A 20,813-nucleotide genomic window follows, 5' to 3' on the forward strand; every position below is an offset into this window, starting at 1 on the left:
ATTAGCGTTTTATGAATATTTCGCTGAACTGATGATAAAAAAGTTACTCCTCATAGTCCTTTGCCTCGGCTTTACAACCGCCTATGCCGAAACCATAAAAACCGATGTACTGGTTATTGGTGGCGGCGCAAGCGGTGTTTCGGCAGCTATACAAAGTGCGCGCAGTAAGGTAAAAACCTTATTGATAGAGCAAGGGCCATGGCTGGGCGGGGCCATGACGGCAGGTGGATTCAGTTACCTGGAAACCAACCGTAATTTCCCGTCAGGCATATACGGAGAGTTCCGCAAAAGGGTGGTTGATGTTTACAAACTGCGCCTTGGCTATGATACCACTTACAACGCCCCGCTGGCCTTTGAACCAGCCATGGGGGCAACCATCCTCAAGAAACTGACCGATACTGTAAAGAACCTCACCGTAAAACTCAACACGCCTTTTACTGATGTAAAGAAGGACGGCACAGGCTGGGAAGTGACCATCATCGACAATAAAGAAAAAGTAACTATAAAGGCTAAAGCGCTGATAGATGCCACCGAATTGGGCGATGTGGTAAGCAAGATCAACGTGTTGATGACGGCAGGTTTCGATAGCCGCAGCGATTCTAAAGAAGCCTTAGCCCCAACCAATGCCACCAACCAGATCGAAGACATCAGCTATATTGCTACACTACGGGATTATGGGCGAAACACCGATCATACCATCCCCAAGCCGGAAGGCTACGATGCGTCAAAATACGCCTGCCTTAAAGGCGTAGACGTCAAAAAACTGTTGAACAGCGCGAAACTACCCAATGATAAATACATGATCAACTGGGATAATTGCGCCAGCCAGTACTCGGTGACCAGCGAAGACATGCAGCCCGAGAACCGTGCTGAAACGTTTCGAAAGGCAAGGCTGCACACCCTTGGATTGATCTACTACCTGCAAACCGAACTGGGCTTTAAAAATTTTGGCTTTGCTGATGATTTTAAAACCGCCGACCATTTGCCGTATATCCCCTACGTCCGCGAGAACCGCCGTGCGGCAGGCCTGGTGCGGATGATGCTTGATGATATTTACACACCGTATGACCGCGGGTCTCAGTTATACCGCACAGCAATTGCCGTGAGCGATGCTGTTCCGGGACAGCATTACAGCGAGGCCGGTGTGCTGCATATTAGTTATCCGCCTTTCCCGGCGTTTACTATTCCGTTGGGTGCCGTAGTAGTAAAAGATCAGGAGAATTTGTTTGTTACGGAGAAGGCGTTATCAGTAACCCACCTGGTGAACGGCGCCGTGACTGATGCTGCTGTGCAGATGAGCTTAGGACAGGGTGCGGGTGCCGCTGCTGCCTTCCGCGCTTTTTTTCAAACCACCACCAAAAACTTGCAGCCGCGCATCATCCAGGGCGAGATACTTGATTTTAAGGGTTACCTGATGCCTTTTGCAGATATTAAACAAACCGACCCGGCCTGGAGGGCTATACAGCAAGTTGGCGCTACCGGCATGCTTAAAGGTGTGCAGAAGATAAAAGGTAACAGGACAGAGGTTTTATTTATGCCCGATAGTACCGTGACTACAGCAGAGATTCGCCCGTTTCTGGATGAGATCTATTCCCGCTCATTCATCTGGTTTAATCAGGAAAAGCCGGGGCAACTATTCACCGTTGCTAATACTATCTCCTTTATCAGCAACATGAACCTGCGCGACCCTGATGATCTGCGCAATGCCCTGCAAAAGAGCTGGAAGAGTTATTATAAGTTCGATACTGAATTTAAAGCCGATCGCCCCATCACCCGCCGCGAATTTGCGGTGCTGGCCAACCGCTTTTTTAACCCTTTTGCCCGCAAGGTTGATATAAGTGGCAAGGTGATAAATTAGTTGCGCTTAACCCTGCAATTGCAATATATTTGAGCAAACACTATCCTCATGAAAATTGCCACCTATAATGTTAACGGCGTAAACGGCCGCCTGCCGGTATTGCTGCGCTGGCTGCAGGAAACCCAACCCGATATTGTTTGCCTGCAGGAACTTAAAGCCCCGCAAGAGAAGTTTCCCGAGCAGGCTATTATTGATGCCGGGTACAATGCTATATGGCATGGCCAAAAAAGCTGGAATGGAGTGGCTATCCTCTCAAAGGGACTGGAGATAAGAGAGAGCCGACACGTACTGCCCGGCGACCCCGAAGACCTGCATAGCCGTTACATTGAGGCTGAGGTGGGCGGTATAACCGTTGGTGGTTTGTATCTGCCAAACGGCAACCCTGCACCGGGGCCAAAGTTTGATTATAAACTGGCCTGGTTTGACCGATTGACCCGCCATGCCGCCGATCTGCTGGCATCGGGCAAGCCGGTTGTGTTAACGGGCGATTACAACGTGATACCTACCGAAAAGGATGCTTACAAACCCGAGCGCTGGGTAGAGGATGCACTCTTCCGCCCGGAGACGAGAGCTGCGTTTAAAAACCTGGTTGACCAGGGCTGGACGGATGCCCTACGCAAATTATACCCCGACGAAACCATCTATACCTTCTGGGATTATTTCCGCGATGCTTATGGCCGTAACGCCGGTTTGCGGATAGATCATTTCCTACTTAGCCCTGCTATAGATGCCCGTTTAAAGGCCGCCGGCGTGGATAAGCAAGTGCGCGGCTGGGAAAAAACCAGCGACCATGCGCCGGTTTGGATAGAACTGGATTAGTGTGAACAATGGTTTGTTACTGACGCTGTTGTGTTAACAGATATTTTAATTGGCTGATTGCCAGGTGTTGCAGTGTTTTGGCTATCTGTCATTTCGAACGAGCGCGACGGAGGAGAAATCTTGTTAGATAAGACAAGTTCGCTAAGAATGCATAACAAGATTTCTCCTCGTACCTCGTTCGAAGTGACAGGGGTGATTAATAAGTGCGTCATTGCGAGGAGCGTCAGCGACATGGCAATCCTCTACTTACAGAGCCGCTCGGTATACCGGGGATTGCCACTCCGCCAGCTGGCGGATCGCAATGACGTAGTGTTGATTTCGTCAATCCAACTTCTTAAAATCATACGGGTCATGCTCTACAAACTCTGCTACTTTGACCCGGATACCGGTTACTTTGCCGTCCCTTACCATGAAAGGGAATACCGCTTTACCGAAGGTAGGATCAGAGAAGGTTACCTGGAAACGGTTGCCGCCGAGCGGTAGCATTTTGGCATACATTTTTGGATGGTGCTCAAAACGGGCTTCCAATTGGTTGCCTTCTTCGCCGCGCTCAATGGTCATGTTGCCGTAAAGGTCATTAAAGTATTTGCCGGTGTATTTGCCTATGGATAGTTGAGGTTTCAGGTTCATCATCACCGTATCGCGTTTAAGCTTATCTGCCGCCTGAGATCTTGCTGTTTCCTTTTTGTTATCTTCCAGAAACTCCTCGTTGTAATGGTAATTCTTGTTGCCTAAGTATGCATCAATAATATCCCAGCGTAAAGCTTCATATAATGCATTATGGTCGGTATTGGTCAATACTATAATACCCAGTTTCTCTGATGGTACAAGGGTGACAGATGATACATAACCGGTTACACCACCATCGTGCATTACCAGGCGCTTGCCGCAGTAATCCTGCAGGAACCAGCCCAGGCCATAAAGTTGAAAGCCGCTGTCGCCGTTAAGGTGGTAAGTGTTGCCCACCACATCCATGGGCTGGCGGGTAGCAGCTATTGCCGCGGCAGGTATCACCTGTTTGTTGCCCACTTTACCATTATCCAGCAAAGCCATTACCCATTTGCTCATATCATTTACTGATGAACTGATTGAGCCGGCCGGTGCAATGCCATCCAGCGTGGCGTAAGGCAGGGCAGTTAAGCGGCCATCAACCAAAGTATGCGGAACAGTGCGGTTGGTTGCTTTTGGCATTTCGGCAGTAAGGGCCAATGTGCTGTTCATCCCAAGGGGAGAAAAAATGCTTTCTTTCAGGTACGTTTCCCATTGTTTGCCAACGGCACGGTTAATGATCTCGCCTGCGGTTAAGAAAGCCGCATTGGTATAGCCCCATGTAGTACGGAAAGGATAGGTGGCTTTCATCTTGCCTAACTTCTCAATTATTTCGTGCCTGCTCAGGTTACTGTTGTAGAAAGTAAAATCGCCCTGAAAAGTGCGGAAACCTAAGCGATGGCAAAGCAGATCTTTGATGATGGCCTGTTCGCCGGCAGCATGGTTCTCCAGCTTAAACTCGGGGATGTATTTGGTAACGCGGTCATCAAGCGATAACTTTTTATCAGCCTGCAACATGGCCAGCGCCGTTGCCGTAAATGCCTTGGTGTTGCTGCCAATCATGAACAGGGTATTAGCATCAACTTTGTTGGGCAGGCCAAGTTCTTTTATGCCGTAACCCTTCATCATTACCACCTTTCCATCCTTAACAATACAAACGGCGGCACCGGGAATGCGCCAGTTGGTAAGCGCGCGGTTGATGTACGCATCCAAACTATCGGTAATAAACTTACTACGATCTATCTTTTGGGCGTTTACCGAAAGGCTGGTTATCAGGCAGAAGGAGAAAAGCAGGTGTAATTTTTTCATGAACTTGTTTGCTAAGGCATTAAAATGCTAATTTAACGCAATTTTTACTGCACCATTATTTATTTTAATTAACACAATCAATTTAACTGTATGAACATAAAGTTTTACCGTAAAGGTTGGTTTGCATTGGCGTTACTGTTGCCGTTTAGCTGGCAAACAAGCGTTAAAGCGCAAAGTACCAACTGGACTAAAGACGGAAGCCAATATTACCAGATAAAAGGCGGAGAGATAGTAAAGGTTGATGCCCGCGACGACAGCAAGCAAACCCCGTGGATAACCAAAGAAATGCTTACCCCGGCAGGCAAATCGCCTATTGCTATACGTCGTTTCAGTTTGTCTGATGACGGGCAAAAGGTACTCATCAACAACAACACAAAAAAAGTTTGGCGCTATGATACCCGTGGCGATTATTGGGTGTACAGCCCGCAAAATAAAAGCCTTGTGCAATTAGGTAAAGGCCTGCCTGTATCATCATTAATGTTTGCCAAATTCTCTCCGGATGGTAGCAAGGTGGCTTACGTAAGCGAGCACAATATTTATGTAGAGAACCTTGCTGATAACAGCATTAAGCAGCTGACCACCGATGGCACTAAAAAACTCATAAACGGCACGTTCGACTGGGCTTATGAGGAAGAGTTTGACTGCCGCGACGGTTTCCGCTGGTCGCCGGATAGCAGGAATATTGCTTACTGGCAGATTGATGCGAGCAAGATCAAAAACTACCTGATGCTGAACACTACGGATTCTACCTACTCGTTCACCGTACCTGTTGAGTACCCCGTGGCAGGCGAAGATCCAAGCATGGCCCGCATTGGTGTGGTTGATGTAACTACTGCCGCCAACAAATGGATGGCCGTACCGGGCGATGCCGTACAGCATTACATTACCCGTATGGAGTTTTCTAAAAACCCCAACGAAATTATACTGGAGCAACTGAACCGTGCACAAACAGAGAGCAAGGTGTTCATAGGCAATATATCAAACGGTACTACCCGCGTTATCCACCAGGAAACTGATAAAGCCTGGATAGACGGCAAAAGCCGTTGGAATGATGGTAACCCTGTAGGATGGGAGTGGCTGAACAAAGGCAAAGAGTTTTTATGGGTGAGCGAAAAAGACGGTTGGAGACACATCTCAAAAATTACCCGCGAGGGCAAAGAGACATTGATTACCAAGGGTAATTATGATATTACCGGTATTAAACTAATAGATGAGGCCAGTGGTTATATCTACTACACTGCATCGCCAACAAATGCTACGCAGAGCTACCTGTACCGCATTAAAATTAGCGGCGGTAAAGAGGAGCGTCTGACCCCTGCAAACCAGCCGGGCAGTCACGATTATGAAGTGGCGCCTGGTGGTAAACTGGCTATGCACAGTTTCAGTAACGCATACACCCGCCCGCAAAGCGAGGTGGTGAGCCTGCCTAATCATCAGCACATTAGCGGCGATACTATTAAACTGGATGCTACGGCGCAAAACAAAACGGAGTTTTTTAAAGTGAAAACCGTTGATGGCGTTGAGCTGGACGGCTGGATGAAAAAACCAACCAATTTTGATCCCAACAAGAAATACCCTGTGGTATTTTATGTATACGGCGAACCTGCTGCGCAAACCGTAACAGATACTTATGGCGCCGGCCGCAACTTTTTGTACGCCGGTGATATGGCGGCAGATGGTTACATCTATATTTCGTTAGAGAACCGCGGCGCACCGGCACCTAAGGGTGCTGCATGGCGCAAGGCTGTTTACAAAAGCATTGGTATCACCAACATCCGCGACCAGGCTATGGGCGCTAAAGAGATACTAAAATGGCCTTTTGTGGATAGCGCCCGCGTTGCTGTTTGGGGCTGGAGCGGTGGTGGTTCATCAACCTTAAACCTGATGTTCCAATATCCTGAGATCTACAAAACGGGGATTGCCATTGCCGCCGTAGGCGACCAATTGACTTATGATAACATTTACCAGGAGCGTTACATGGGAGTGCCTATTAATGATGAAGGCCGCGCGCCTTTCATCAAAGGATCGCCTATTACGTACGCTAAAAATCTGAAAGGGAACCTGCTGTATATACATGGCACCGGCGACGATAACGTGCACTACAAAAATGCCGAGGAGCTGATAAACGAATTGGTTAAGTACAATAAACAGTTCCAGATGATGGCTTATCCTAACCGTACACACAGCATATCTGAAGGGCCGGGTACAAGCACACACCTGCGTAATCTTTTCACTAAATACTTAAGAGAGCACTGCCCGCCGGGTGCAAAATAATATCTCAACTGTTAAAAAACTAAGCCCGCTAATTAAAAGCGGGCTTTTTTATTGTGTCGGTAAAACACGATAGTTAATTTTGTGTTACATAGCGCGGGGGTAAAAAATGTTAGATGTTGTAACTTACACCCCTAATTAAAAAATTTTGCTTTTATTAAAACTTCTTTATAGTTTCACACCTCTACTTTACCCATGAGCGACACCAGTAAAAAGATCATCATTTTTGATGACGACGAGGATATTTTATCTATCTGCAATTACATTCTCGAAGAGCAGGGCTGGGAAGTCCACACGCATACAGATTGCAACAATATCATAGAAAAAGTAAGCGCCGTAATACCCGATGTTATCCTGATGGATAACTGGATCCCCGATGCGGGCGGTATTATTGCAACCCAAACGTTAAAGAAGGACGAGAAACTGAAAGCTATCCCGGTGGTGTATTTCTCGGCCAATAGTGATATCCAGTTACTGGCCGACCATGCCGGTGCCGAAGCCTACCTGGCTAAACCTTTTGATTTGGAAGAGCTGGAGAAAGTAATCAATTCTGTATTGGTAAAACAGTAATAAACTTATTATAAAAGAAAAGGCCCAATGCATTTTGCATTGGGCCTTTTCTTTTATGTTACATTGGGGCACCACCCGGAGGAGGACCACCTGCAGGCGGGCCACCGCCGCCAGGGCCACGATCGCCGCGGTCACCACCTCTAAAACCTCTGTCTTGACTTGGCGCTTTACCTGCAAATTTCTGCAAGCGGAAAGTGAAAGTTAACAGGGCGTACCGGCCAAGTTTATTAACATTGGTTTGTGTTTGTATGTTACCGGCGTTGGTGATAGAAAATCCGGTGTTTTCGTTAAATATATCATACACCGCAAAGCGCAGGGTGCCACGGTGATCTTTAAGGAAGCGGCGCTCTACGTATGCGTTTAATAAGTTAGGGTTTTTAACCTGCAATTTAGGGTCATAACCATAGTTAAGGTTTTTGGTATAATCGTAAGAGAATGTCCAATCTTTCCAAACATAGTTTTTACCATTTATACCCAGGTCTAATGATCTGATGTTGCTGTTTTGTGTGCCGTTAAGCAGCACGCTGTTATCTATTTTTGTCAACGATAGCCTTGAGAATGCCTCTGCATCAATTACATCGGTAACATTTACGCGGAAGCGTAGTTGAGGCGCAAACGTTAAAGTTTTAGCAACGTTTCTTGTTATCTCCGAAGCAACATTCATTGCATCTATTTTTTGAGAATAACCAACATCATTGGTAAAGTTTACCTGGCTACCAAATATTAACGTGTACTTGCGGTCTTTCCACGGTTTAGAATACAAGAAATTGGCGCCGTATGTATAATAACCATCAGCATTTTGGTACTGGATAAGGTTGGTGTTCTGGTATTTTTTCAGATCAGGGTTGGCGGCCAAAACGGCAGCATCGAACTCAGCTGGATAAGACACTACATTTTGTACAACCTTATGATCGGTTTTAGTATAGTTGGCGCTGATAAGAAAAATATTACCGGTTTGAAAGCTAAAGGCATTGTAGCGTAATGACAGGTTATTTGCAAACTCGGGCCTTAAGTTAGGATTACCCTGTACCGGGAAAAGCGCGTTGGTGAAATCAATAACGGGCTGTAACTGATCAAAACTTGGCTGGTTGCTGCTGCCGTTATAATTGAAACGCAAAGCCTGGCTGCGAGAGAATGTGTAATTGAAGCTTGCCGCCGGGATAACATTAAAAGTTGAAAAACTGGTTTTGGTATTGGTTAACAGGTTAACACCATCCAGTTTAGATGGCTGGCCACCGATACCTAAAGTAAGGTTGTATTTTTTCTCGATGAGGCGATAGTTTAACCCAAAACGATTGGTTGTAAAAGTATACTCGTAACGGTTACTTAGCAGATCGTAGCGGTGATAGCGGTCTGGGTTGGTTGCGTAAACGGTATCGGCCTCTTTATCGCTTGATGTAAAGTTATGATTGAAGGCATAGTTTAACTCAATGAACGATACCTTGCCTATGGGTTCCATGTATGAGCCGTTGAGGCCATAGCTGGTGTTCTTGCTATCAGTATAAGTAACCTGGTTGGCAGGCGCTGTGCTTGGCCCTGTTGTAAACTGATAAATTGGGTTATCAAATTGATTGGTTCTGCCGGTGTTAGCGCTAAAGCCTATATTTAAATTACGTTTACTATTCTTAAAACGGTGGTTATAAAAACCGGTTAAGCCATAATTTGGAGATACTGATGTTGATGCCGTTACAGAATTAAAGGCCAGGCTGGTAACGCCGTTAACTTGTGAGATCTGGTCGTCCTTACCGGTTACGTTACTACCCGCATAATTAAAGGTAGGTGTTACCTTCAAATAGTTGATGGTATCGGGCTTCCACTCCAGGTTGAAGTTAAAGCGATGGTTTGTTGGGTTGCTGGTAATTTGGCTTTTGTCGGTATTGGTGCTTTGCGGCAGTTTACGTATAACATTAGAGTTAGTAAATGTGGTATTATCAGTATAGCTGTAGCTGCCATAAACTGAGAGCGCCTTACCCCATTGGTCTTTAAAGTTTGCACCAATAGAGCGTGCGTTGGTAATACCGGTAGCAGAAGTTGTTGAACCTGAGCTTGCGCCACGGAAGGCACCGCCGCCGCTTTGACGGCCGCCACCGCCACCACCATTGCCACCGCCGCCATTGCCACCGCCACCAGGGTTAGGAGAGCCGTAGGTAAAAGTGTTAACGTTGGTATTGTTGAGGTTACCTATCACGGAGATCTGCTGGTCGCCGTTAAACTTGAAGAAGTTTAACAGGCCTATATAGCGGTTGTCGTTCTTAACATCCGCACCATCCTGTTTCGGCAAAAGGTCGCGGCCTTCGCCTGCGGTTGCCTGGCCAAAGTAACCGTAGTTTTTATCCTTACGGATAGTAAAGTTCAATACTTTATTGGGTTCGCCTGTTTTAACGCCGGTAAGGTTAGCCTGGTCGCCATAATCGTCAATTACCTGTACGCTCTCTATTACATCGGCAGGCAGGTTTTTGGTGGCACTTTGCACATCGCCGCCAAAAAAATCTTTACCGTTTACGCGTACCTTGGTAACTTGTTTTCCTTGTGCAGTAACGTTGCCGTCTTTATCAACATCAATACCCGGTATCTTTTTAATTACATCCTCAATAGGGGCATTCTCGCGCACTTTGTAGGCACTCACGCTGTATTGTACGGTATCTTCCTTAAAAACTACCGGGTTAACGCCTACAATGGTTACTGCGCCTAATTGCCTAACGGCCGATTTAAGGACGATAGGATCAAGCGTTACAGCCTTGCCATCTGCCGGCAGGGTAAAGTGTTTTATAAGGCCTTCGTAACCTATCGAGCTTACAGTTAAAGTGATCTTGCTGCCCTTTACCGCCGGGAAGGTGAACTTACCGTTAACATCGGTACTGGTAACGGTGCTGTCGCCCAGTTCATCTTTGATCTTAACGCTGCTGCCCGGCAGGGTTAATTTTGTAGAGTCGATAACGGTACCGCTCAGTGGCCTTGCTGTTTGGGCGTTTGCCTGCAAAAAGCTTAGGCCTGTTAGTGCCAATATTAGATATATATACTTCATAAAATTCTTTTTGAGTAGTAGGGGTTTGATATCGGTAAATAACATTTATTGTGCAAATGTTCACTTTATCCTACTTAAAAATTTAAAAATCATATCATTGTTACATATTATAATATGTACGCAATATGATTGTTACATAAGCAAAAAGAAAAGCCCCGCATAGGCGGGGCTTGGTATACTATTGTATTAAATAGCTGTATAAATTTTTATACAGTAAGTAATTGTTGTTTAGTTTCTTAAGCCAAATGTTGAGGCAACCTGGCTAAAGCTACGCAGGTTTAACCCCGGATGGTTTACAGCTAACGAACCTAAGCTGGTACCAGGGATAACTACTACACGGAAATCGATGCCCCCTTGTGCAGTAAAGTTTGCTTTAATATCTACGTAACCAACACCATAACTTGATACGCTTAGTGAGCGGTCTATTTCTGTGTACGGAAGGGCGTAGTAGTTTGTGGTTTGACCCGTTACCCTAAAATATACTAATACTAAACCTTTATCAACAACGTCTTGCGTTATAGCCGGAACGTTTAATTTTGTAAAGCCAGTAAGCGTTACGCTTTTGTTGGTAAGCACAAAGCTTTGTACGTTGGCATTGCCATCTTTACCGTCCTGGCCATTTGCGCCGGTAGCGCCGGTGTCGCCTTTAGGGCCTTGCGGTCCGGTAGCGCCGGTTGCACCTGTAGCACCGGTTGCTCCTGTGGCACCCGTAGCACCGGTTGGGCCTTGCGGGCCTATAGCACCGGTAGCACCAGTGGCGCCGGTTGCTCCTGTAGCACCTGTTGCTCCGTCTTTACCATCTTTTCCGTTTGTGCCATTTGTTCCATCGGTACCGTTTGTGCCGTTTGTGCCGGCAGCACCAGTAGCGCCTACGTCGCCTTTAGGGCCTTGCGGACCAGGAGTGGTAGATTTTTTACAAGCGCCAAAACTTAGGCAGCAAAATGCAAAAGCGGTGAATAATAGTTTAGTTTTTTTCATGAGTCGAGTTATTGGAGATTTTTTGTGAGTGTATTGAATTTGTGTATTAGCCTTCTACGACGCCTTTAACAATTAGTTTCAAAAAAAACTTAACCCATGAAATAAATTTGCTTTAAACTCGTTTTCGGAATTTTTATTAATACCGAAATTAGGCAACTGTTGTATTGTAAATGCTTGATATACAGTTGATGTGTTTGTAAAACAACAAAGGCGACACATGGCCGCCTCTGTTGTCGGTAAACGAAATATTTACCAAAAAAATGAATATAATGCTACGATAATGCCACCCACTATAAGTGCCCCGGCAGTAAATGCACGTGATGTTTTAAACATTGATGCATCAACCTCAAGGCCGCTGGTTTTAACGCCTCGGCGTTGATCGGCCATTGATATGAAGTACATACCAATTACGCAAAGGATAAATACAAAGCCCATACGGTCAATAAAAGGGATCTCGTAAACGCCTGCACCATTGTCTTTTGAGAAACCGAACGGCGCCATAAATGCCAGGTTTGCAAAATGAGGCAGGAATTTAAAGAATACCGAGAAGCAAAAGCCGCCAATAGTTGCAAACAGTGCTGCATTCGGCGTGGCTTTTTTCCAAAAGAAACCTAAGATGAACATGGCAAATATACCTGGTGATACAAAGCCGGTGTACTCTTGTATATATTGGAAGCCCTGTTTACCCTCGCCCATCAGTTGTTCGCCAATTAATAGTGACATGATAACACCAAGGCCCATTGCAACAGCAACTGAAATTTTACCCAGTGTAACCAGTTTTTTATCTGTGGCGCCGGGGTTAATAGCTTTCTTGTAAATATCTAAAGTGAAGATGGTGGCTATGCTGTTTGCTTTACCTGCTAATGAGGCCACAATAGCCGCTGTAAGCGCTGCAAATGATAAACCCTTTAATCCATTAGGCAATAGGTTTAAAAGCGAAGGGTAGGCTTTATTTGGGTCGTTAACGCCCGATGAGCTTAGCATCTCCTGGTGAAACATACCTTTTTGATAAAGCAAATAAACCGCAATGCCCGGTATAACCACAATAATCGGCATCAACAGTTTAAGAAACGCTGCGAAAAGGATACCGCCACGTGCTGTTTTTAGATTAGCGCCTAACGCCCTTTGGGTGATGTATTGGTTACAGCCCCAGTAGTTAAGGTTAACGATGATCATACCACCAATTAATACTGATAAGCCCGGCATCTCCATATAATTTGGATTGCTCTTATCAAATATCATGTGGAAGTGGTCGCTGGCTTCGCTGCGCATAATATTAAGGCCGTTCCACATGCCCGTTGTGCCCGATTTTTCGCTGATGAGGTTTAACGCAAGGTACGTAGCTACCAAACCGCCTAATATCAGCACAAATACCTGTATAACATCGGTATAGCCAATAACCTTCATCCCGCCAAGGGTAATAATAACGGCAAACACCGCCAGTGCAACAATACACCAGATAATGTTAATGCCCGATATACCGCTGATGGCCAATGCACCCAGGTAAAGGATAGACATAAGGTTTACCACAATGTACAACAACAGCCAGAATATGGCCATCACCATTGCTACAGTCCCGTTATAGCGCTCATGTAAAAACTGCGGCATGGTAAATATCTTGTTCTTAAGATATATGGGGATGAAGAATATAGCCACGATGATAAGGGTTGCTGCAGCCATCCACTCGTATGTAGATATGGCGAGGCCCATTTTAAATGCCGAACCGCTGGTGCCGATAAACTGCTCGGCCGAGATATTTGAAGCAATAAGCGATGCGCCGATTGCCCACCAGGTTAAAGAGCCTTCGGCCAGGAAATAATCTTTTGAGGTTGCATCGGCGTCATGTTTACGTTTGTAGATCCAGTAGCCGTATGCTGATACGATCACGAAGTAAATAAAAAATACAATGTAATCGCCGTTTGATAGGGTTTTCATCTATGTTTACTAATTGGGTTTATTTGGTTTGAGGATAAATATAGTGTTTAATGAGTTTTTTGATGATGCTTTAACCCTTAATATAATGCCGCTTTTATAACGTTTTGACTGTCAGTAACAACATGCCCTTTTTTGCAAAGGGCGTACCCCTATTAATGCTAAAAAGCAGCATGCGTTTATCAGAATTAAATGGTTATAAACCGGTTTATATTGGGGTATTGAAAAACGAATTTAAACTAAATTTTTAAAAACTGTGTTTTTGACGGAAATAAAGGCAAAAAACAATAAAATCACTTTTTTGAAAAAAAAAATTGTGAAATAAAAAACGAAGCGTATATTTGCAGTCCCAAACGGAGTGGTAGTTCAGCTGGTTAGAATACATGCCTGTCACGCATGGGGTCGCGGGTTCGAGTCCCGTCCATTCCGCTAAAAAGGTAACATTACCAAGCAAAACCCTTCAAATGATATCATTTGAAGGGTTTTTTGTTTTACGGCCAAGCCAAATTATTCAAGTTTTCGCAAGGAAAATGACAATAATTCGGGAGTTAATAGCCGAGCCACAAAACAACTCCCGAATTAACTGATATATATCTGTATATCAACCTGTTCAGTGATTGCGCATCTTGATTTCAAGTGACTTAATTAACAATTTTGTTCACTTTAAAAGCAAGTTAAAACAACATGAGAACTATGCTCGCCGTGCTTTTCTGCCTGAGAAAGCCTAAGAATTATGAATCAGGTTCAGCCCCTATTTATTTGCGCATCACTGTGGATGGCAAACGTACCGAAATTTCCATTGGCCGGAAATGTAATCCTGACCGCTGGGATATTGATACCGGCAGGGCGACCGGCAATAAAGAAGATGCCCGCTCCCTTAATGCTTTCATGAGCAGTATTGAGCATCAGCTTTACGAAATCCATAGACAGATGACTGCTGCCGATGAAACAGTAACGGTAGAAACCATTAAGAGTCGCTACACAGGTAAACTAGAACGTGCAAGAACCCTTGTGGCCATATTTGAAGACCACAATGAGAAGATGAAAGCTTTGATTGGGCATGAGTTTGAGAAAAGCACCTGGCAGCGTTACGAAACAGCTTTAATGCACACCAAGGATTTTATGCAATGGCAATATAATATTACTGATATCCCCGTTAGCAAGATCAACTTTGCATTCCTGAACGATTTTGAATACTACCTTCGGACTGTCCGTAAGTGCGCCAATAATTCTGCTATAAAATATATTAAGAACCTCGGTAAGATCGTGCGGATCTGTCTGGGTAATGGCTGGCTGACAATCGATCCATATCTGAATTATAAGCCACGTACCCAAAAGGTTTACAGGCAGGTACTCGACACTAAAGAGCTTGACCGGTTGACAAAAAAGAAAATCCCGAACGCACGCTTACGCACGGTAAGGGATATTTTTGTTTTCAGTTGTTACACGGGGCTGGCCTACGTTGATGCACGAAAGCTTAAACGTTCTGAACTGGTAAAAGGAATTGACAACAAAACCTGGATATATACCCAGCGCCAAAAAACAGATACACTTTCCCGTATCCCTGTCTTACCTGTGGCAGCAGGTATTATTCGCACCTACGATAAGCATCCGCAATGTATCGCTGAAAACCTATTATTACCTGTTATGAGTAATCAAAAAATGAATGCTTACTTAAAAGAACTTGCAGGTATTTGTGATATTGAAAAGGAACTCACTTTTCATATTGCCCGCCACACGTTTGCCACTACCGTTACCCTAAATAATGGTGTACCCATTGAAACGGTATCTAAAATGATGGGGCATACCAGCATCAAGACCACGCAGATATATGCCAAAGTTTTGGATCATAAAATCAGCGAAGACATGTCGCAATTAGAGGCTAAACTGTTACCAAAGAAACGTGTAGCCAAGACCGCCTAAATATCAACATTCATAATTCTTAATATTTCAATTTTTATATTTGTATGAGAACATTCCGTCAAACCATGAGTAACAACGCAGCAATCGACTTACGTTTAAAATCCTTTTTTGATCTATCAGAAGAAGAAAGGCAGGAACGACTTAGGCCGACCTACGAAGCGATGAAAAAGGAAAAATTTGCTAAAGGTGGTTACATCACATATTACGATCCCTCTGTTTGCCCAACTACGTCCCATGCGGTACACGAATACGTTGACCGCAAGGACTTGATGTGGATGGACGATAAATATCAGGAACACTTTATAAAAACCCTTTAATCTTATGTCAAACCCGCAACTATTATTTGTCGCGGGGCCAAATGGAGCGGGAAAATCGACTTTCTCTAAAGATTTGTCGAAACCTGGTGCCATTATTTTTGACGTGGACAAAGTTGTTGCACAGATAGAGGCCCAATCACCTCATATGCCTAAACGACGCATATATGAGGAAGCGACTAAAGATTTTTTTAGACAGGCGAATACCGCTGTTAAAGATAGACGGCATTTTACTTTGGAAACAAATTTCAGAGACGAATCATTGATGGATGTTGTTGCTCATTTTAAAGCGCACGGTTATGCCACCCAGTTGATTTATTTGACTTTAGATAGTATTGAGCAATCTGTTTTCCGTGTGAATGAAAGAGTTAAAAACGGTGGACATTTTGTAGATATAAAAAACATTCAACAGAACTACGATTTAGGGTTGGAATATATCGAACGGTTTGCCGATCACTTTGATAACGTAGAGATCGCTGATGCTTCAAAAAGTAACCAACATTTTCGTTCCTTGCTTAGCATCCAAAATCGAAGCGTTGTTTATCAAAGTATTAATATACCCGAAAAGTTTGTCGATCGGATAAACTCTATTGTCGAGAAATTCATACCACCTTCGCCTACACAAGAATTGCGACCTTACAGAGGCCCAAGTCGTTAACATACTTCCTGTCAGCCGCTTCAAATGGAGCGGCTTTTTCATTTTCCGGAAAATGAGGACAAATACTTTTGTGCCCAGGTATCTACAGCTTTTACTATTTCATCAGCTTTCGCAAACGGGTAAGTTTTCTCCACGTAAGTTTTAAATTTCTTTTTAACAGAATCATCCTGCCAATCCATAACAGAAAAAATAATCGGATCTCCTTTTTGCGGGCCATCTTTAAATCCATAAAGCGGCAAATACGGAGGCGCATAAAAAAAGGAATTTTCTATCAACTTATTATAAAAGTCGGCTTTAAACATACGTTTAAAGTCATGAAGCAAGTCATACGGGTTCACTGTAGAGACCGCATTTTGTATAGCGTCCCGCATATACGGGTTTCCCTCGTCCCAAAAGAAATTAAACAGGTATTCAAAAAAGCCACCTTCCAGCATATCACACAGATCAGTGCTCATGCCATCATATGATGCTTTGAAAATGTCGAGCGAAAAAGCATCACCAAGTTGTTCAATACAATACTTAATAATCACTTCTTCCCTGCTCTTTACAAACTCCAACGATGGCCCTCTAGAAACTATACCCGGAACAACGATCAAATACTTACGCTTTGAGAGTAACTGGAAATAATAGCTTTTAAAAAAGATGCTTTTTCGTTCGTGAGTAATCTGTATGTATAAGGGAAATGTCGGCGTACCATGAAAGTCCACTTGTTTAAGCCTGTCATTCAAATATGTTTTGTAACCGATCTTCCCCATTATTTAAGTACCTGCCAATGATGATTTTTCAAATGTAATATATCTCTCGTTAAATATATTTCAGTGGAATGATACAAAAATAAGAAATGTTTTGATATTATTTTATTTTATCAAAACATTAACTAAATTTGTTCTGCATCATTTAGGCATTTCAACGATTCTCAAATAGATGTTGATAGTCGTTAGGAGCATTGATAATTAATTTTTACTGTTTTGCAATTTAAACAAATCAAATATGGCGGCAATTGAAGTGATCACGAAAGACGATTTGAATGATTTTAAAAAAGACCTGCTCCAGGAGATCAGGCAAATGATCGAGCCTGTAGAAAGCCAGGGGAAAAAGTGGCTTAAAAGTGTAGAGGTAAGAAAGCTTTTAAATATATCACCAGGCACCTTACAAAACCTGCGTATCAATGGCACACTAAGGTTTGCCAAAATTGGCGGAATGCTTTATTACAAGTTGGAAGATATTCACAAACTGTTAGAAGGAGGTGTAAAATGAAAGCCTTATCATCTTCAATGGATTTAAAAGGCTATTCAAAGTTATTCAGATCACTGGGTAAGGATGAGCGGTTGTTTCCCACACATGTCAGTCTTTTCTCAGGGCTTTTCATTTTTTGGCAGCGCTCAGGCTATCAGCGTCCATTTAAAATAAGCAGAAGCGGTTTAATGGCGACGTCAAGAATTGCATCCACCGCCACTTATCAAAAGTGCATTAAAGAGTTACGGGACTTTGGTTACATCCTCTATCTGCCATCCTATCACCCGACAAAAGCAAGTACGGTTGACTGGCCGGAAAACTGGAAAGTAAACGACTCTGAAAGCCATGTTGGTAATAATATATCTATGTAACTGGATAAATTGTTATCCAGCTATTTTGTATTGGGATAACCACATAAACATATATCAGTGTACCAATTTACCGGCATATCAATTTATTACTCAATTATCTCAAGAATGATATTACCCACCATTCAAGTCCACTCCCTCAAGTACTTCTCTTGGCCATTAAAATGGTTGTCGCGCGAAGTGCGACAACCATTTTTAATATCAACTGTGCAAATATGGATGGCTACCTGGCTTGTCCCATAAGGGAGCAAGCGGAAGTTGGGCAGAGCCCTACTTTGCTTGCTTTTTGCGCTGCAAAAAGGGTTTGAAGTATCCTCCGGGGATACTTGCCTGCTCCTACGGCTTTAAAAAGGCCAATTTCAGGATACTTAATGGTATCCCATATAGCTGGCTATCTGTACATCTATGTATCAAGATATATAGTTTAATGCCAGCAAAGTTTTAACAAAAAAATTGTGATGTATGCAAGACATTAACACCAGGTCGGTAAGGTATCCCGAAGCGGTCGATCAAAAGTTTGAGAAGATTGCCTTGAAATTGGGAAGGACAAAGCGACAGATATTTATTCAAATGGTAGATTATTTCTACAAAAGCAAGAAAGATCCAATGGATCTGAATGATGAAATGCTAAAGAACTCGCTCATAAAGAACCATAAAGATTTGATTGGCTTCATTAAAACCCAGGAAAATGATTTGCTGATACCTACCCGGCGGGAAGTAGACCGAATGGTTGAAGCATTTAGGAATGTTATAACTTTTTTTAACGAAACGTTGTCGCCAAGTTTAAATACAATGCTGGCCGGGCAGCAAACAGCATCAGACAGGTTTAAACTTATTGCTGATGTGATGAAGCGTGTAGAACTTCAACAAACCGGTAAAGACCAACTGAAGAAGCAATTTGTGTTGATACTGGAGGGCTACGTGAAAGCCAGGGAAAATATCAGTGGTTTTAATACCGGCCGGGAAAAGGAAGAATTGTTGTCAACTACAAAAGCACAAATAGAAATATTAAGATAAGATATGTTTATTAATATAACAGACAGCAAAACAGCAGATAACAAGGGCAGTGCAGGAGGGTTGGTCAATTATCTGGAAAAGGAGAATCGTTTAGATAATGCACAGCAAGAATATTGGTTTAATCAAACAGATAATCTTTATGCCGCCTATGAAGTAAGGCAAAAGATTGATAATAATATTGCTAAACTCGGCCGCAATGATGCAAAATTCTTCCTTGTAAATATCAGCCCGAGTCAAAAAGAGCTCAATCACCTGTTCGCAGAGAATAACCGGGAACAAGTTAAGGAACTACTGAAAGGTTATGCAGTATTGGTGATGGATGAATATGCGCGCAATTTTAACCGGGCCAATATTAAAGATAGCAATGACTTGATATGGTTTGCCAAATTGGAAAATTACCGCTATTACAGTTATGAGGATAAGGAAGTAAAGGAAGGCTTAAAAAAACGGGGAGAACGAAAGCCGGGAGAACAAATGCACATACAAGTGATTGTCAGCCGTAAGGATGCCGGCAATACTGTAAAGCTAAGCCCAATGAATAACTCACGCGGAAGAAATGTCGAACATTCTAAAAAGATGGGCGAATTTGACCGGGTAGCTTTCAAGCAATGTGGCGAGCATATTTTTGATCAACATTTTAAATTTGACCGTGGCTTGCATGATACTATGGCTTATGCCAATGTAATAAAAAACGGTAGCCTTGAACAAAGGCGCCAAATGGACATACTCTCTGCGGGAGAACAGTTTTCCCCTGATAAAGATCAAATAAAGGAATTAGCCGAAGGAGTTGCTCAGCAACAATTTACTACACCACAAAAAATGATGGCATCTACTGGTACAACAATCGGAAAGTTCTTAGATGTATTACTGGAGCAAACACATATTGCCGCCTCTCCCCAGTCAGACCGGCCAAAAAAGAAAAAGAAAAGAGGTCAAGGTTATCGTTATTAAAGTTGCTTGTAATCGATACAGTCTGTCTTTTAATAAAATTTGTTGATTGTCAATTTAATCGTAATATTGCAATATAGTTATGGGCATTACCAAAACGGACATATTCAACGAACAGCAAAACAAGCTGGCAGTGCAGTTAAAAGCCATTGCGCATCCCGCTCGTATCGCTATTTTACAGCAGATCATTAAAGCGAATGCCTGTATCTGCGGCGATCTGGTAGAAGAACTGGGGTTAGCGCAAGCGACCATTTCGCAGCATTTGAAAGAGCTGAAGAATGCCGGTCTGATACAAGGGACTATTGAGGGGGTGAGTGTATGTTATTGTATTGAGCCCAAAGCCTGGAAAGCCCTGCAACTGGAATTGAATATATTGTTTGGCTCTTACACAGAAAAGAACGATAGCTGCTGTTAAAATTTTTTGGCTTGATCTATCGTAATATTACAATAAGCAACAAATACAAAGCCATGAATAAAATAGAAGCCAACAATTGGAAAACCTTTAAGGATACCTTATTACAGCATCCGGACCTTGACCTGCAATTCCAATATGCAGAAGGCAAACTGGTAGATCCAGCTTACCATATCACCGAGATCAAACAAGCGCCGATCACTTCCGTGGATTGCGGCGGCGTAATGAATGCCTGGACAGAAATTATCGTACAGCTTTGGGTGCCGGAGGGCGAACAGCAAGAGCGTTCGATGAAAGTAGGCAAAGCTTTATCTATCGTGGATATCGTCGAGAAAATGCTGCCACTGAACCCCAATGGTACAGTAAAGATCGAGTTCGGTAACTCTGAATTTGATACCCGCCAAATGTTCCCCAATGAAATGATCGTGAGTGAAAATGCTTTAATCGTTGACCTGCGCCCGGATGCGGTGCAATGCAAGGCTATTGGTCGCGGCGGCAATTGCGGCACGAATGATAAGGGTGAGGAATGTTGTGCGCCTGCGGTCGTTGAAAAACCAAAAGTACAATTAGTGAACCTGGCTGCACCCGCTGAAGCCTGCTGCACACCGGGCGGGGGCTGCTGTTAAA

18 protein-coding genes and 1 tRNA gene are annotated in these 20,813 nt (G+C 43.6%); 14 read left to right on the forward strand and 5 right to left on the reverse strand.

What is annotated here, in order from left to right:
- The first annotated feature begins 31 nt into the window (after positions 1-31).
- Positions 32-1,858 (forward strand): FAD-dependent oxidoreductase, encoded by a 1,827-nt coding sequence (locus tag D0C36_RS14750; protein WP_117392376.1) that lies wholly within the window; start codon positions 32-34, stop codon positions 1,856-1,858.
- 48 nt (positions 1,859-1,906) lie between these two features.
- Positions 1,907-2,677: an exodeoxyribonuclease III gene (xth, locus tag D0C36_RS14755; RefSeq protein WP_117392377.1), complete on the forward strand. Its 771-nt coding sequence runs from the start codon at positions 1,907-1,909 to the stop codon at positions 2,675-2,677.
- Positions 2,678-2,998: 321 nt separating this feature from the next.
- On the opposite strand, the gene D0C36_RS14760 is transcribed toward xth, so the two are convergent.
- Positions 2,999-4,534 carry a serine hydrolase gene (locus D0C36_RS14760; protein WP_117392378.1) on the reverse strand — a complete coding sequence of 512 codons (1,536 nt, stop codon included), beginning with the start codon at positions 4,532-4,534 and terminating at the stop codon, positions 2,999-3,001.
- Between the two features lie 90 nt (positions 4,535-4,624).
- Here D0C36_RS14760 and D0C36_RS14765 point away from each other — a divergent pair, with 90 nt between their 5' ends.
- Positions 4,625-6,808: a S9 family peptidase gene (locus tag D0C36_RS14765; RefSeq protein WP_117392379.1), complete on the forward strand. Its 2,184-nt coding sequence runs from the start codon at positions 4,625-4,627 to the stop codon at positions 6,806-6,808.
- A gap of 192 nt (positions 6,809-7,000) precedes the next feature.
- On the forward strand, positions 7,001-7,375 hold the full coding sequence (locus D0C36_RS14770; RefSeq protein ID WP_117392380.1) for a response regulator: 375 nt from the start codon (positions 7,001-7,003) through the stop codon (positions 7,373-7,375).
- A gap of 58 nt (positions 7,376-7,433) precedes the next feature.
- Here the strand turns inward: D0C36_RS14770 and D0C36_RS14775 are convergent, their stop codons facing one another.
- The 3 genes from D0C36_RS14775 to D0C36_RS14785 all read right to left on the reverse strand — a co-directional run bounded on the left by D0C36_RS14775 (position 7,434) and on the right by D0C36_RS14785 (position 13,313).
- Positions 7,434-10,400, reverse strand: coding sequence for a TonB-dependent receptor domain-containing protein (locus D0C36_RS14775; protein ID WP_158557120.1), 2,967 nt, complete (start codon positions 10,398-10,400; stop codon positions 7,434-7,436).
- Between the two features lie 228 nt (positions 10,401-10,628).
- Positions 10,629-11,378, reverse strand: a complete 750-nt coding sequence (locus tag D0C36_RS24865; RefSeq protein ID WP_199502028.1) for a collagen-like domain-containing protein — start codon at positions 11,376-11,378, stop codon at positions 10,629-10,631.
- 249 nt (positions 11,379-11,627) lie between these two features.
- The gene (locus D0C36_RS14785) at positions 11,628-13,313 is read right to left on the reverse strand and encodes a sodium:solute symporter family transporter (protein WP_117392382.1); all 1,686 of its coding nucleotides are present in this window, start codon (positions 13,311-13,313) and stop codon (positions 11,628-11,630) included.
- A 352-nt stretch (positions 13,314-13,665) separates the two neighbouring features.
- Between D0C36_RS14785 and D0C36_RS14790 the strand changes: the two genes are divergently transcribed.
- The 4 genes from D0C36_RS14790 (at position 13,666) to D0C36_RS14805 (ending at position 16,205) form a co-directional block, all read left to right on the forward strand.
- Positions 13,666-13,739: transfer RNA gene (locus tag D0C36_RS14790), tRNA-Asp, on the forward strand.
- Positions 13,740-13,994: 255 nt separating this feature from the next.
- Positions 13,995-15,233, forward strand: coding sequence for a site-specific integrase (locus tag D0C36_RS14795; protein WP_117392383.1), 1,239 nt, complete (start codon positions 13,995-13,997; stop codon positions 15,231-15,233).
- 44 nt (positions 15,234-15,277) lie between these two features.
- The gene (locus tag D0C36_RS14800; RefSeq protein ID WP_147321997.1) at positions 15,278-15,550 is read left to right on the forward strand and encodes a hypothetical protein; all 273 of its coding nucleotides are present in this window, start codon (positions 15,278-15,280) and stop codon (positions 15,548-15,550) included.
- 4 nt (positions 15,551-15,554) lie between these two features.
- Positions 15,555-16,205: a zeta toxin family protein gene (locus D0C36_RS14805; RefSeq protein WP_117392385.1), complete on the forward strand. Its 651-nt coding sequence runs from the start codon at positions 15,555-15,557 to the stop codon at positions 16,203-16,205.
- Between the two features lie 38 nt (positions 16,206-16,243).
- Here the strand turns inward: D0C36_RS14805 and D0C36_RS14810 are convergent, their stop codons facing one another.
- Positions 16,244-16,933: a hypothetical protein gene (locus D0C36_RS14810; protein ID WP_147321998.1), complete on the reverse strand. Its 690-nt coding sequence runs from the start codon at positions 16,931-16,933 to the stop codon at positions 16,244-16,246.
- A 262-nt stretch (positions 16,934-17,195) separates the two neighbouring features.
- On the opposite strand from D0C36_RS14810, the gene D0C36_RS14815 reads away from it, so the two are divergent.
- From D0C36_RS14815 to D0C36_RS14840, 6 genes are all read left to right on the forward strand, one after another.
- Entirely contained in the window at positions 17,196-17,462 is a 267-nt protein-coding gene (locus D0C36_RS14815; protein ID WP_117392387.1) for a helix-turn-helix domain-containing protein, read from the forward strand.
- Positions 17,459-17,812: a hypothetical protein gene (locus D0C36_RS14820; protein WP_117392388.1), complete on the forward strand. Its 354-nt coding sequence runs from the start codon at positions 17,459-17,461 to the stop codon at positions 17,810-17,812. The genes D0C36_RS14815 and D0C36_RS14820 overlap by 4 nt, the downstream gene beginning before the upstream one ends.
- 459 nt (positions 17,813-18,271) lie before the next feature.
- Positions 18,272-18,826: a BfmA/BtgA family mobilization protein gene (locus D0C36_RS14825; protein WP_147321999.1), complete on the forward strand. Its 555-nt coding sequence runs from the start codon at positions 18,272-18,274 to the stop codon at positions 18,824-18,826.
- 3 nt (positions 18,827-18,829) lie between these two features.
- On the forward strand, positions 18,830-19,777 hold the full coding sequence (locus D0C36_RS14830) for a DUF5712 family protein (protein WP_117392390.1): 948 nt from the start codon (positions 18,830-18,832) through the stop codon (positions 19,775-19,777).
- Positions 19,778-19,856: 79 nt separating this feature from the next.
- Complete coding sequence (locus D0C36_RS14835; RefSeq protein WP_117392391.1) at positions 19,857-20,189, forward strand: ArsR/SmtB family transcription factor; 333 nt, start codon at positions 19,857-19,859, stop codon at positions 20,187-20,189.
- 53 nt (positions 20,190-20,242) lie between these two features.
- A complete protein-coding gene (locus tag D0C36_RS14840; protein WP_117392392.1) occupies positions 20,243-20,812 on the forward strand; it encodes a DUF6428 family protein in 570 nt (189 codons plus the stop codon).
- Position 20,813 lies beyond the last annotated feature (1 nt).

It is taken from the genome of Mucilaginibacter conchicola, assembly GCF_003432115.1.
In the GTDB taxonomy this organism is placed as follows: Bacteria; Bacteroidota; Bacteroidia; order Sphingobacteriales; family Sphingobacteriaceae; genus Mucilaginibacter; species Mucilaginibacter conchicola.

What these genes read in the sequence shown, in the direction of transcription:
- D0C36_RS14750 (WP_117392376.1), top strand. Translation starts at nt 32, where the DNA reads ATGATAAAAAAGTTACTCCTCATAGTCCTTTGCCTCGGCTTTACAACC.
- xth (WP_117392377.1), top strand. Translation starts at nt 1,907, where the DNA reads ATGAAAATTGCCACCTATAATGTTAACGGCGTAAACGGCCGCCTGCCG.
- D0C36_RS14760 (WP_117392378.1), bottom strand. Translation starts at nt 4,534, where the DNA reads ATGAAAAAATTACACCTGCTTTTCTCCTTCTGCCTGATAACCAGCCTT.
- D0C36_RS14765 (WP_117392379.1), top strand. Translation starts at nt 4,625, where the DNA reads ATGAACATAAAGTTTTACCGTAAAGGTTGGTTTGCATTGGCGTTACTG.
- D0C36_RS14770 (WP_117392380.1), top strand. Translation starts at nt 7,001, where the DNA reads ATGAGCGACACCAGTAAAAAGATCATCATTTTTGATGACGACGAGGAT.
- D0C36_RS14775 (WP_158557120.1), bottom strand. Translation starts at nt 10,400, where the DNA reads ATGAAGTATATATATCTAATATTGGCACTAACAGGCCTAAGCTTTTTG.
- D0C36_RS24865 (WP_199502028.1), bottom strand. Translation starts at nt 11,378, where the DNA reads ATGAAAAAAACTAAACTATTATTCACCGCTTTTGCATTTTGCTGCCTA.
- D0C36_RS14785 (WP_117392382.1), bottom strand. Translation starts at nt 13,313, where the DNA reads ATGAAAACCCTATCAAACGGCGATTACATTGTATTTTTTATTTACTTC.
- D0C36_RS14795 (WP_117392383.1), top strand. Translation starts at nt 13,995, where the DNA reads ATGAGAACTATGCTCGCCGTGCTTTTCTGCCTGAGAAAGCCTAAGAAT.
- D0C36_RS14800 (WP_147321997.1), top strand. Translation starts at nt 15,278, where the DNA reads ATGAGAACATTCCGTCAAACCATGAGTAACAACGCAGCAATCGACTTA.
- D0C36_RS14805 (WP_117392385.1), top strand. Translation starts at nt 15,555, where the DNA reads ATGTCAAACCCGCAACTATTATTTGTCGCGGGGCCAAATGGAGCGGGA.
- D0C36_RS14815 (WP_117392387.1), top strand. Translation starts at nt 17,196, where the DNA reads ATGGCGGCAATTGAAGTGATCACGAAAGACGATTTGAATGATTTTAAA.
- D0C36_RS14820 (WP_117392388.1), top strand. Translation starts at nt 17,459, where the DNA reads ATGAAAGCCTTATCATCTTCAATGGATTTAAAAGGCTATTCAAAGTTA.
- D0C36_RS14825 (WP_147321999.1), top strand. Translation starts at nt 18,272, where the DNA reads ATGCAAGACATTAACACCAGGTCGGTAAGGTATCCCGAAGCGGTCGAT.
- D0C36_RS14830 (WP_117392390.1), top strand. Translation starts at nt 18,830, where the DNA reads ATGTTTATTAATATAACAGACAGCAAAACAGCAGATAACAAGGGCAGT.
- D0C36_RS14835 (WP_117392391.1), top strand. Translation starts at nt 19,857, where the DNA reads ATGGGCATTACCAAAACGGACATATTCAACGAACAGCAAAACAAGCTG.
- D0C36_RS14840 (WP_117392392.1), top strand. Translation starts at nt 20,243, where the DNA reads ATGAATAAAATAGAAGCCAACAATTGGAAAACCTTTAAGGATACCTTA.